Annotated in this window: 10 protein-coding genes; 9 read left to right on the forward strand and 1 reads right to left on the reverse strand. The window is 36.4% G+C overall.

Going from position 1 to position 13,608, the window contains the following annotated elements; genetic code table 11:
• The 4 genes from ACQR30_RS11440 to ACQR30_RS11455 all read left to right on the forward strand — a co-directional run.
• The coding region (locus ACQR30_RS11440; protein ID WP_429735170.1) for a RagB/SusD family nutrient uptake outer membrane protein at positions 1–801 on the forward strand (801 nt) is incomplete at its 5' end.
• Positions 802–1,111: 310 nt separating this feature from the next.
• On the forward strand, positions 1,112–2,716 hold the full coding sequence (locus ACQR30_RS11445) for a glycoside hydrolase family 43 protein (RefSeq protein ID WP_429735173.1): 1,605 nt from the start codon (positions 1,112–1,114) through the stop codon (positions 2,714–2,716).
• 312 nt (positions 2,717–3,028) lie between these two features.
• Complete coding sequence (locus ACQR30_RS11450; RefSeq protein ID WP_429735175.1) at positions 3,029–5,518, forward strand: glycoside hydrolase family 2 protein; 2,490 nt, start codon at positions 3,029–3,031, stop codon at positions 5,516–5,518.
• Positions 5,519–5,955: 437 nt separating this feature from the next.
• The gene (locus ACQR30_RS11455) at positions 5,956–7,038 is read left to right on the forward strand and encodes an SGNH/GDSL hydrolase family protein (protein WP_429735177.1); all 1,083 of its coding nucleotides are present in this window, start codon (positions 5,956–5,958) and stop codon (positions 7,036–7,038) included.
• A 99-nt stretch (positions 7,039–7,137) separates the two neighbouring features.
• On the opposite strand, the gene ACQR30_RS11460 is transcribed toward ACQR30_RS11455, so the two are convergent.
• Positions 7,138–7,986: an endonuclease/exonuclease/phosphatase family protein gene (locus ACQR30_RS11460; protein ID WP_429735179.1), complete on the reverse strand. Its 849-nt coding sequence runs from the start codon at positions 7,984–7,986 to the stop codon at positions 7,138–7,140.
• A 523-nt stretch (positions 7,987–8,509) separates the two neighbouring features.
• On the opposite strand from ACQR30_RS11460, the gene ACQR30_RS11465 reads away from it, so the two are divergent.
• The 5 genes from ACQR30_RS11465 to hpt are packed head-to-tail and all read left to right on the forward strand — an operon-like array spanning position 8,510 to position 12,864.
• Positions 8,510–9,955 (forward strand): sodium:solute symporter, encoded by a 1,446-nt coding sequence (locus ACQR30_RS11465; protein ID WP_429735181.1) that lies wholly within the window; start codon positions 8,510–8,512, stop codon positions 9,953–9,955.
• Between the two features lie 44 nt (positions 9,956–9,999).
• Positions 10,000–10,551, forward strand: coding sequence for a pentapeptide repeat-containing protein (locus ACQR30_RS11470; protein ID WP_429735183.1), 552 nt, complete (start codon positions 10,000–10,002; stop codon positions 10,549–10,551).
• 36 nt (positions 10,552–10,587) lie between these two features.
• Positions 10,588–11,229, forward strand: a complete 642-nt coding sequence (locus ACQR30_RS11475) for an O-methyltransferase (protein ID WP_429735185.1) — start codon at positions 10,588–10,590, stop codon at positions 11,227–11,229.
• Entirely contained in the window at positions 11,229–12,290 is a 1,062-nt protein-coding gene (locus tag ACQR30_RS11480; RefSeq protein ID WP_429735187.1) for a glycoside hydrolase family 73 protein, read from the forward strand. Before ACQR30_RS11475 ends, ACQR30_RS11480 begins: the two co-directional genes overlap by 1 nt.
• Positions 12,291–12,333: 43 nt before the next feature.
• Positions 12,334–12,864 carry a hypoxanthine phosphoribosyltransferase gene (hpt, locus tag ACQR30_RS11485; protein WP_429735190.1) on the forward strand — a complete coding sequence of 177 codons (531 nt, stop codon included), beginning with the start codon at positions 12,334–12,336 and terminating at the stop codon, positions 12,862–12,864.
• Positions 12,865–13,608: the final 744 nt, after the last annotated feature.

Raw genomic sequence — 13,608 nt, forward strand, 5'->3', positions numbered from 1 at the left:
AAAGAAAATGATCAGCCAAATGGCGACATGGGAGTAATGCCATCTTCTTCCTTTGGAGGATGGGCTTCCTTAGATCCTACACAGTCCTTGGTGGATGCCTATGAAATGAAAAATGGTAAAACTATAGATGAAGCTGGCTCTGGTTACAATGCAAATGATCCTTATAATAATCGAGACCCTCGACTCACTGCAACAATAGTATGTCCTGGACAATTGTATGAAGGAAAGTATTATAATTCAATAGAGAAAAGCTCTCCTGATTTTTACAATGGTGGTAACAATTCAAAGACGGGATATATTGAAAAGAAATTTACCTCTAATCTTTCTGATTTTGACGATATGTGGAATACTGGCCTGAATATAATTGTAATACGCTATGCAGAAATATTACTCAGTTATGCAGAAGCAAAAATAGAAAGTGGAAGTATTGACAATTCGGTATACGACGCTATAGATAGTGTAAGGATAAGAGCAGGCATGCCGAAAGTAGATAGAATTGTTTATTCTAACCAATCCACTCTAAGAACTTTAGTTCGTCGGGAAAGAAGGGTGGAGTTTGCTTTAGAAGGATTGCGTTGGTTTGATATCCAACGCTGGCAAATAGGTCCGCAAGTCCGGTCAGGAACTGTATACGGTACTAGGCTCGGTACAGTAGATGCTAATACCGGTGCATTAAACCTTTCTGGAAGTAACATTACTGTAGAACAAAGATTATTCAATTCGAATAGAGATTATTTATGGCCAGTGCCACAGTCACAGCGTGATATCGATAAAAAGCTGACGCAAAATAATGGTTATTGATTTTAATGAAAACTGTCCGACATTTTTTGATAAAAGATGTTCGGACAGTCTTTTTTCTGATTGCATTCGTATAAGGTTTTAGTTTTTGGATTTCTCTCTTAAGTTCCATTCAAAATGGCAATAAAAAACTTGACTTTTTGCATATATTAAATGATTATTTAAGTAAAGCGTTTTCTTACTGAAGGATGTTTCGACCATTGGCAGATAATCTTTAAAGGCGCACCGATTGAAACGGTATTACAATCAATGAAAAACAGATATCTAAATATTCAAAATAAATAATTAAATTATCCATTTTAAGAAAAGTTATATGCGGATAACATTCATATTATTGTTGCTTGCGGGGTTTATACAGCCCATAAAAGCTCAAACCAACAATGGGGACCATCTATGGACCGCTGATAATGGCAATGGGACGTATAAGAATCCTCTACTTTGGGGAGATTGGCCTGATCCGGATGTAATCCGAGTGGGAAATGAATTCTATATGGTTTCAACAAGCATGCATTATGTTCCCGGGTGCCCTATCTTAAAATCAAAAGATCTGGTGAATTGGGAATTAGCAGCTTACGCCGTTCAACGTTATGATGAAGATCCAAGATATAATTTAGAAGGCGGTGAAATGTATTTAAGAGGATCTTGGGCAGCTACAATTAGGTATCATAACGGGTTATTTTATGTTGGCTTTTGTACCCCAAACTGGGGGAAAGAGAAGGGACATTTTTCGATGTGCACGGCTAAAGATATAACCGGTCCCTGGAAGCGCACGATATTCCCAGAATACCTATATGATCCGGGGCTGTTTTTTGATGATAACGGTAAAGTTTATGTGGTGCATGGTCAAGGGCAATTGTATGTAACAGAGCTTTCTGCTAATGCGCTTTCGGTAATTAGTTCACCAAAATTAATTTGGGATAAATCTATTCCAGTTCCGGCTGGCTCAACGGCTACAGGTTCCGGATATGGCATGGAAGGATCGCATGTCTATAAGATCAATGGTTATTATTATATTACCTGCCCTGCAGGAGGAACGCAAGGTTGGCAGATGTGTCTGCGAAGTAAAAGCATTTATGGCCCATACGAAAGCAAAGTAATTGCACAGGATGAATCTTCCTATCCGGGGAATGGGTTGCATCAAGGAGGCATGGTTCAGATACAGGATGGGAGTTGGTGGTTTATCATTATGCAAGACCGTGGTGCAATAGGCCGTGTGCCGAATTTAGTTCCGGTTGTCTGGAAAGACGGCTGGCCAATGTTGGGGAAAGATGGCAATGGAAAGGGTGTAGTTGTTTATACAAAGCCAAATGTTGGGAGAAAATATTCAGTAAAAGTACCTGCGACGACAGATGAATTTTCTAATGGTAAGTTGGGCTTACAATGGCAATGGAATCATAACCCTGACAATAAAAAGTGGTCATTAAAAGAAAGAACTGGATATATGCGTTTACATGCTTGCTATGCGAAAAAATTGCCTTTTGCGCGTAACACACTTACCCAACGGGTGCAAGGGCCGGCCTCAGTAGGAACTGTTGAAATGGAACTTGAGGGGCTAAAAGATGGAGACATAGCCGGATTTGGTATTTTCCAATCACCTTATGCTTTCATAGCTGTACGCAAAGAAGAGAATCGTAATTGTTTAATGATGATCAATAATGGAAAGGTAATCGATAGTATTGCCGATTTTAAACCACAAAAAATATGGATAAGAGCAGCGGCTACGCATATTAAATTTTTAGCTTCTTTTTCTTATAGTATAGATGGGGAAAAGTTTATTCCTTTTGGTGATCAATTGAAAATGGCTCTTGGTTATGCTTGGACAGCAAACAGATTTGCAATGTTTTGTTTTAACACACATAAAGAAAGTCTTGGCGGGTATGCCGATTTTAATTGGTTCAGATTTAAAGGAGAAAATTGATTTGTTGGATGCACGTTGCTGAGATATTATAGGATTCTTGTGCTACCAATGTAAACATTGGAGTTTATAAAAAGGAGCGTAAAGCCAATCGATCGCTTTAGTGCGGCTGAGCTGTAAGCGACCAACAAGGTTTAAAAATACTATCTGGTTTAGGGACTAAGCCGGACACTAAAAAAAACGAAGTAAGGCGTTACCATTAGGCAAGTCTATGATTTCCGAAGCCCAACCCATTGGCGCTGCCGTGAGTGGGTACACTAATGCATCAATTAATACATTCGTTATTTAAATTGGTTTAATTTTAAGTAATTATATATGAAACAAAATAGTATAGTTTTTTTTATATTCTTTGTGTTATGCTTGGGTCCCAAGTTGTTATTTGCGCAGGATTTTTATTCTAGTTCTACGAAATTCAATACCGGTTGGAAATTTGCAAGTATTGAATTTTTAGGAAATAAAGATGATAAACAAGATCAACGCGGCCTTGGTAAGAATTGGAATGATCAATTTTTAATCGAGAAGGTAAATAAAAGTGATTCAGCTTTATTGCATGAAAATACTGATTTGCAACATGCATTTTCTTTGTTAAAAGGCCGTAAGTGGGCAGACGTAACGCTTCCACACATTGCATTTCCTGAATCTGTGCCAGTCATACATCCACGAGAAGGTCTTGCTTATTACAAGAAAACCTTTAGGGTTCCAACAAATTTAAAAGGAAAGAAAATTGTGATCGAATTTGAAGGCGCAATGCAAATAGCCACCATTTGGTTCAATGGCAAATTTGTACAACGACATTTAGGTGGTTACTTGCCTTTCTCTGTCGATATAACGGACTTGGCAAAATATGGATATGATAATACAATTGTGGTTGAGCTGGATAATCGAGCAAATCCACTTGTGCCGCCGGGAAAACCTGTGAATAAGCTAGATTTTATTTACTATTCGGGAATCTATCGCAATGTATGGCTTCACGTTACCAATTTGCTTCATATTACTAATGCGAATACTGCCGATAAAAAGGCAGGGGGCGGCATTTTTGTTACTTATAAAGATGTGTCGTCGCAACAGGCTACAGTAGATATTCAAACAAATATTAAAAACGAGAGTAACCACACCAAACATTTCACTTTAGAACAGCAATTAATTAACCGTGCTGGTAAAATTGTAATCCAAGAGGAATCGCATATTGTTTCGGTAAAGGCGTCTTCCGATATTGACCTACGGCAATCGTTAACGATAAAGCACCCACAGCTTTGGAGTCCCAACGAGCCTAATTTATACACATTGCGCACAATAATAAAAAAGGATGGACAAAGTAGGGATTCAAAGAATACAAATATTGGTATTCGTAGTTTTTATATAAGTCGTAAAACAGGACTACTGATTAACGGAAAACCTTTTCGTATTGAAGGATCCAATAGACATATGAATTATCCTTGGATTGGTAATGCTTTATCGGACAATGCCAATTACCGGGATGCATACCTTATAAAAAAGGCTGGCATCAATTGTCTTAGATTGGCACATTATCCTCAAGCTCCTTCTTTTTATGATGCCTGTGATAGTTTAGGAATATTATTAGTTGATTGTATACCTGGTTGGCAATTTTTTAATCAATCCCCCATATTCAAACAAAATGTGATGAATGATATTCGTCAAACTATTAGACGAGACAGGAATCACCCCTCTATCGTGTTATGGGAAATGAGTTTAAACGAAACTTATCCTACAGCTACGTTTCGTTGTGAACAAAATGAAGTAGCTCAAAGTGAGTGGCCTACAAAAGAAAATTTTTACACAAGTGGAGACTCCTATTTTACAAAGGCCTGCTGGGACGTACCTTATGACGATTGGAACGGTGATCCTGGTGCACGTGATAATACGACCTATCCCGATAATGCTTTTTTAATTAGAGAATATGGAGATTATGAATTTGGCGGTGGAGAAAGCACATCCAGAAAGTCAAGAGGAGACGGTGAGAAAGCTATGTTACAACAAGCTTGGAATCTGCAATGGGAGCATAATCGGAATATAAAATCATATCCACATTCTATTGGTGATTTGACCTGGGCATTTTTTGATGGGTTAGCAGGTGTTACCGATAAGGTAGAGTCTTGGGGATTGGCAGACCTTTACCGTATTCCTAAATTTTCTTACTATTTTTTTGAAAGTCAAAAACGTAATGCAAAACCGATGGTTTATATCGCTAATTACTGGTTGCCAGGGAGCTCCCCCACAAAGGTGATTGTTTATAGTAACTGTGATGAAGTAAAATTGTATGTAAATAATAAAGAAATAGCTACTCAAAAACCTGATAACGGTCCTGACGCGCCTTATGGCACTGCTTTGGATCAAGGAGGGCATCCTTTTGGCGGGGGCGATGCGAAGCATTTATCTTCCCCACCTTTTACTTTTATGCATGTGCCATATGCTCCCGGAGCATTAAAAGCTGTAGGCTATAGGAAAGGTAAGGCGGTAGCCAATTATACAGTATTCACTCCAGACAAACCCTTGGCAATTGAACTTTATGCGGATGAAGAAAATAGGCCTCTATCTGCCGATGGTGCAGATGCAATATTTATACGTGCCAAAATTGTAGATGCTGCAGGTCATCCGGTATTTACGGCGGATAATAAAATTCACTTTGCGATAACTGGTGACGCGGTTATTGTCAGTCCAAAAGATATTAAGGCTGAGGCTGGTATTGCAACGATATTATTGAGGTCAGGATTAAAACATGGCAAAGTAGAGGTTTATGCGACTTCTACTGGACTTCAGAAAGGAATTATTTCTATAAAAAAATAAAGATTTTATAGAAAGCTCTGATGAGTCTTGCAAAGATTAAAAATATATGAGCGCTCTTTTCTCTATTTTTAATCTTAAAATGAATAAAAATGATTCAAAAAATTGCGGAGGAAGTCTTAATATTTTTTTAATTAACCATTCTTTTTCTGGTTAAACAAATCAATGTTTTATTTTCACCACGACAGAATTGATATTTTAAAAGACCGGGATGATGGTGTTGTAACCTACAGTATCATTCCGGCACTATTTTCACCAGCCCGGGTCTGTAAACGATAATTGTAGAAATCCTTTTATCATTACCTCGACGAATTTAATGGATTTTGCTATATTCCAATAAGCGAGGTTAATCAAAGAAAGAATATTTTCAATTTTGATTAGCTTAGTATAAATTTATGCTTTCCTTCAATCAAAGCAATAATGAAAATAAATATATCAAAATGAAATTTTTAAGTTTACTCTTCTTAACATTCATATCTACTACATGCGTCTTTTCTCGAGGCAATCATGCTACCTTAGTCAAAAATGATAATCAGAAAATTCGATATTGTGGACGAATTGACATAAAAGATTCTGCCACTATTATGTCATGGACAGGAAGTAGTGTTTTATTTAATTTTCATGGAAATTCTGTCAAAGCGGAATTAGGCGATGAGGATGGAAACAATTTTTTTGATGTAATCATTGACGGAAAAGTTTTAAAACAACTTCACCTAAAAAAAGGTAAAAATGAATATACTATATGTGAAGGTTTAAAGAATACCAACCACTCTGTTGAACTATTTAAAATTACGGAAGCGGCATTTGGGAGGACTTACATTTATCAATTTCAACTAAACCGCGGGGCAAAGCTTTTGGCACCGACACCGGTGCCTAAAAGAAAAATGGTATTTTTTGGAAACTCCATTACTTGTGGATATGGTGATGAAGATTCTGCGGGCAACAATAGTGCTCCACAATATGAAGATGGCTATATGTCATATGCAGCCATAACTGCCCGTAAACTGCATGCAGATTTTCATTGTATTTCTAAAAGCGGTATTGGCGTAATGGTAAGCTGGTTCCCACTCATTATGCCTGAAATGTACGATCGACTTTATTATAATGACCCAGATATTAAATGGGATTTTAGTCGTTACTCCCCTCAAATTGTTGTCGTAAATTTGTTTCAAAATGACTCTTGGATAGTGAAGATCCCTAAAAATCCGGAGTTTAAAAGACAATTTGGCAACAAAGCCCCTACACCTGAATTTATTGTTAATGCTTACGAATCATTCATTAAAAAATTAATTAATCATTACCCCAATGCTAAGATAGTTTGTGCATTAGGTAATATGGATGCAACTAAATCCGGCTCCCCTTGGATTGGATATATTGAGAAAGCCGTCGCAGGCCTGGGCAATAAAAATCTTTATACTTGTATCTTTCCTTATAAGCAAACCTCAGGTCATCCTAGTGAAAAAGAGCAGCTAAATATGGCTAACCAATTAACGACGTTTATCAATAGGAATATTAAGTGGTAGCAATATTATCAATTAAATATGTTACAGATTAGAAGTGAAAAACACTCTGCAAAAAATGGGCAAAGTGTTTTTTATGAGATTCCTAAATCCACATAGTAACTACTCTAAAGTTATGGTTGCCTCAACCGGACAATGATCGGAGGGATATTTCTTGTCTCCATAAGTATCACTTAGAAGGCCCCATTTTTTGACGGAAAATTCTTTACTACACAGAATATGGTCTATCAACTCATTGTCTTGTACACTACCAAATCCATTGTAAGAACCTCGGGAAAAGTAGGGGTCTTTTGCTAAGGTATAGGTGTCTTTTAGTTTAGGAGAGTCCGCTAGCAATTTATACCACTCACTCTTATTTCCTCCATTCAAATCACCTGTTACGATAACCGGTGCGTCTTTTGCAATAGCTGCTATCTTCTTCAACATTAATTTGCTGCTTTCATTTCTTGCATAATCTTTCTCGTAATCGTAATGTGCATTAAACATATAAAATATTTTGCCGGAAGATTTTATTTTCATCTTAACCCAAGAACAAATTCTATTACAACAGGGTGCATCCCAGCTTTTAGACGGCACATTAGGTGTAGCGGATAACCAGAAGTCTCCTTTATCTAAGATTTCAAATTTATCTATTTTATAGAAAATAGATTCGTGTTCACCTGCATCTTTACCGTCATCCCTGCCAATGCCATAGTAAGCATATCCTGGAAGTTCAGATTGAAGTGTTATTAACTGATGCTGCAATGCTTCCTGCACACCAAAAATATCAAAATCGTGATATCTAATAAGTGCTGCAACATGCGTATATCTCTGCATCCAGAGGTTTCCCGTATCGTATGTATTTTCATTACGCAGATTATAACTACCCACATTTATTTCCTGGGCGGAAACTTTTCTTACTTGTAAAAGACAAATGGCTAAAATGGTTAGACTGCAAACTATTTTTTTCATAGATCGAGCATTATTATTTCTCAAAAATACATATTTCACTTGGTAAAAGCAGACAATATTGCCTGATTAAAAAGGTTTAATTTAGTTCGTATTGCAAGGTTCGATATCTAAATAATTAACTTGTACTTCTATTTTTTGTTTTAATTTTTGATCATGTGGACCTATTGAACTAGTGAAATAGGATTGTGGAAGATTACTTTAATTTATCTGAATTTGTGGGCTAGCTCTTTTTAGAGTGCTAATTTCAATGCTCTGACCATATACAACTTCGACACAAAGCGATAATTTGATTTTATCGTACTTTTCATTAAAAAACGGTTCTCAAGCAGGCTGGGAGCATTGTATCTATTGTTAAGGGAAGGCGTCAAAAGCGACTTTAAACATAGGTTTCAGACTGGATATATTGCAATTTCTTTAAACTTAGCAGGAACGTAGATGGCATAATCGAAAATAAAAACTTTGCCTAGTGCCAAAGCTGTGGTTAAAAACGATAACTTGTATATTTGTTCACTAAACGTCAGATATGTCGGCCACAACTTTATTAATAATTGTATTTACTTATTTTGCTCTGCTGCTTTTGGTTTCCTGGCGCACAGGCAGGGGGAGTAACAATGAATCCTTTTTTATCGGTAATCGCCGAAGCAACTGGATGCTAGTGGCTTTCGGTATGATTGGAACCTCGCTTAGCGGCGTTACTTTTGTAAGTGTTCCGGGTGCGGTTGGGCGCGATGCCTTTGGTTATTTGCAAATTACCTTAGGCTATATGATTGGTTATATTGCTATTGCTTTTATATTGCTTCCATTATATTATCGATTAAAACTGACATCTATATATGGTTATCTGGAAACGCGCATGGGGACGGCTTCTTACAAAACTGGTTCATTATTTTTTATTGTATCGCGCTGGGTCGGCGCTACGGCGAGGCTTTATTTGGTAGTAAATATTTTGCAGATTATTATTCTGGATAAATTGAATGTGCCTTTTTGGCTGACGACGGCTATTATTTTAATCATGATTATTTTGTATACTTATGAAGGTGGTGTGAAAACGATTGTATGGACTGATACCCTGCAAACGACTTGTATGCTTTTGGGGTTGATCATTTGTAGTATTTATATGTTGCATCACATGAATATTGGCATACGAGAAAGTTTATTGGAGATGCATGTAAAGGGGCTCACACGCATATTTAGTACTGACGTAGATAGTAAAAACTTCTTTGTAAAACAAATATTAGCTGGAGCATTTATCACCATCACAATGACAGGCATTGATCAAGAGATGATGCAAAAAAGTATATCGGTAACAAGATTGAAAGATTCGCAGAAAAACATGATTTCGTTGGCATTTATTATGTTGGTTGTAATCGGCTTGTTTTTGTACATGGGTGGCCTATTGCATTTGTATGGTGCGCAGGAACATCTATCTGCTTCTGGCGATCAACTGTTCCCCGCGATTGCGCTGGAACATATGCCACCTGTGCTTTCCATCGTTTTTATCATTGCACTAATTTCTGCTTTATTCCCCAGTGCTGATGGTGCGATGACGGCACTCACTTCTTCTATTTGTATCGATATCTTAGGAATGAAAAGGCGTGAAGATTGGAGTGAACAAAGAAAAAAGTCTATTCGTAAAAAAACGCATTTGTGGGTGGCTTTGAGTTTTATGATATTGACTTTGGTGTTTAAATTGATTGACAACAATAGTATGATTGGGGTGATCCTTAAACTTGCCGGATATACATATGGGCCGCTCTTGGGTTTGTTTGCTTTTGGTATTTTTTCAAGGCGAAAAGTGAAGGATGGTTTGGTGCCTTATATATGTTTTGCCGCACCGATTATTTGTTTCTTTATTGATTATTATCAAAGATATATTTTTGGCGATTTTGAAATAGGCTTGGAATTAATTGCTATTAATGGGTTAATCACTTGGCTGGGCTTGTGGATTATTTCAAAAAGAGAAAATTGAATTTGAAGATAGATAGAGATTTCAAAATTTTCATTAAAATATAAATGATGATTGAAGGTGAATTATTTGAGAAAATAAGCCAATTACAGCAAGATGAATATGAGTGTTGTCAGTTTGTAAACTGTAAGTTTTTGGAAGCAGATTTTTCAAATTACAGGTTTGTAGATTGTAAGTTTATAGATTGCAATTTGCTTATGTTAAAAGTGACGAACACCTTATTTTCTGATGTCACATTTAAGGGTTGTAAAATGTATGGGATTAAGTTTGAAACTTGTAATCCTTTTATGACTTTTATTTTTGATAACTGTCAATTGAACCATTCTTCTTTTTACAAAACAAAATTGAGAAATTTAAAATTTGTAAATTGTTCATTAAAGGAAGTAGATTTTGCGGATGCTGATTTGACAGGAGTTGATTTTGATAATTGTGATTTGCTAAATGCGGTGTTTGATGGGACCATTTTGATAAATGCTGACTTGAGAGAGGCATATAATTTCGTAATTGATCCCGATAAAAATAAGATTGGAAAAGCGAGGTTTTCTAATGACAATCTTGCAGGCCTACTTACAAGGTATAATATTAGGATAGAAGGTTAAGAATGGAGCATTGAATAATTAATTAAACAATATGTTATGGATTTGATAAATGAATTAGCAGAGAATTATGCGACTGTTTATAGCTCGCCGGAAAGTGAACTGTTGCAACGCATTAATCGGGAAACCTATGCTACGCATGCGCAACCCCATATGTTGAGTGGCCATGTGCAGGGTAGAATATTGTCCTTATTTAGTAAGATGAAGCAGCCGAAATATATCTTAGAGATTGGTACTTTTACCGGATATAGTGCCCTTTGTTTGGCTGAAGGTTTGCAGGTAGATGGAGAATTACATACAATAGAATTGCGTGAAGAAGACGCGCTATTTTCACAGAAGAATTTCGATCGTAGTATTTATAAAAATAAAATACATTTGCATAATGGTAATGCGTTGGAGATATTGCCTACTTTGAATTATAAATGGGATCTTGTTTTTATTGATGCGGACAAGAATAATTATATAAACTATTACGAACTGGTGATAAATAAGTTGAATGACAATGGAATAATTTTGGCGGACAATGTACTCTTCCATGGTCAGGTTTTAGAAGAAAAGATAAAAGGAAAGAATGCGGTGGCCATGGACGCTTTTAATAAACACGTGGCAGGAGATGAAAGAACTGAACAAGTAATGCTTACCGTAAGGGATGGATTGTTGTTAATCAAAAAGAAAAAATAATGCGCAGACTTCTTTTGTTATTCTTATCTGTAACGCTCTGGTCAGCTGGATTCGCGCAAGCAAATAAAGTGACTGCGTATATCGATCGATATAAAGATATTGCAATGGAAGAGATGATTCGCACGGGCGTGCCGGCATCTATCACATTGGCTCAGGGGATATTGGAATCAGGTTGTGGTGAAAGTGCCTTAGCAAAAGAATCGAATAATCATTTTGGTATCAAATGCAAGACTGAGTGGACCGGTGCAAAGACTTATCATGACGATGATGCCCGAAATGAGTGTTTTAGGGTATATGCTTCCGCGGAAGATTCTTATCGTGATCATTCTAATTTCTTGAGAAATCGCCCTTACTATACCAATTTATTTTCACTTAATCCACGCGATTATACCGCTTGGGCATATGGTTTGAAAAAGGATGGTTATGCTACGGAAAAAGATTATCCTAAAAATCTTATACATATTATTGAGACCTATCATTTGGAGGATTATTCCGACATTGCTTTAGCAAAGGAGAAAGATCCGAATGATGTTTCCGCGAATTATGCATTGAATAATAAAGATTCAAAGGCCGATATTGCCAATACTAATTTGAATGCTACGGCAACTGTACAATCTTCAGATGTCGCCATTCCTGTGCATACTGAAAGGAAGATGCGAGTGGCGCAGACGATGGTGACGATGCCTTCTTATCCGGTTTCGGTTTTTACCATTAATGATTCGAAGGTGATTTACGCACCCAAAGGTCTGTCATTATTAGCATTGGCGGACAAGCAGAGAATTGGCTACCACCGCTTGTTAGAACTAAATGACCTTACAGAATCTGATATTATTTCTTCTGGAGAATTAATTTATTTGCAAAAGAAATCCAAGAAAGGCAATAAGGATTTTTATTTGTCTAAATACGGTGAAACATTAAAAGAGGTCTCGGACAAAGAAGGCGTGCTATTAAAAAGATTAGAAGAGTATAATCATCTTTCCGCAGGGAAAAAATTGGCCTCTAATCAAAAAATTTATTTGAAAGGCGATGCTCCCAATGCTCCGCTAACAATTGAAGATTAAAATTACCCGGTCAACATTTGTATCTACAAACATATATTATTTCATGATTACCATCCATAACAAAAATTTTGTTCCTTACATTTCAGAAGATGAAATTAAGAAGAAAGTGAAAAATCTGGCGGAGCAAATCTCAAAAGATTACGATGGAATGAAACCATTATTCATCGCTATTTTGAATGGCGCTTTTATGTTCGCTAGTGATTTGTTTAAGGAGTTGGAAATTGAAGCGGAAATATCTTTTATAAAGCTGGCATCTTATAAAGGAATGAAATCGACGGGTCAGGTGTTGACCGCTATTGGACTGGACTTTGATATCAATGACAGGCACGTCATCATCATTGAAGATATTGTAGATACAGGAAAGACACTGCACTCTTTCCTTCCTCAGCTGCGTCACTCACAACCAAAGTCTATAAAATTGGCCACTTTACTGCACAAACCTGAAGCTTTGTTGTTTCCCGTTGAAATAGATTATGTATGTTTTGCTATCCCTGATAAATTTGTGGTAGGGTATGGTCTAGACTTTGATAATCTTGGTAGAAACCTCAAAGAAATATATCAAATCGAAGAATAAGGGTTGGCCGTTAATGCACTTGCAGAATAAAAGATGAAAGAATATAAGTTTCAATATACAAATCCGGTTGTGACTAATTTAATATTCTTTGGATGCATCATCTTTTGCATTTTTTTGTTCTTTATAGCGTTAAAAACTAGTTGGCCGATATTCATCGTTGTAGGGCTCAATTCCGCCGCAACCATTCTTTTATTTCAGATTTTAAAATTTACAGCCAGGCGTAATTGTATTGTAAAGGTGGATAAAATTTTTCTAGAATTTCAATTCAAAAGGTCAACAAGAACTATCCATTTTAGTGAATTGATTTTGTACAAATGCTACTATGGAAGAGTAGGTCCTGTACTTTATTTAAAAACTGCTACAAACCGCTTTAAATTGTCGGTTAATAATAATTTTTGCAAAACGGAAGCGTTTCGAAATTCACTGGACGCAATAGTAATTGTATTGGATAAATATATTGCGGAGCATGTGACGATACTTAAACGTGGTCGCTCCTTTTTTGAAACGAGGAGGATGCTTTATTTTTTAATCTTTGCAGGGGCACTATACATTCTTACGGTTTTTGACGCAACAAGAATTTGGAAAATTATAATAGAAATTGCCGGCGGATTTTATTTGTTTAATATGTGGGTCGCTTATTTTATTAACAATAGGAAAATACCGAAGTAAACTCGAGAGAATAGTATTATTTATACTTTTATTGTCTATCAGATTGGACGTTTGCTATAACTTTTAAAATTTAAA

It is taken from the genome of Arachidicoccus sp., from assembly GCF_050436765.1.
GTDB lineage: Bacteria > Bacteroidota > Bacteroidia > Chitinophagales > Chitinophagaceae > Arachidicoccus.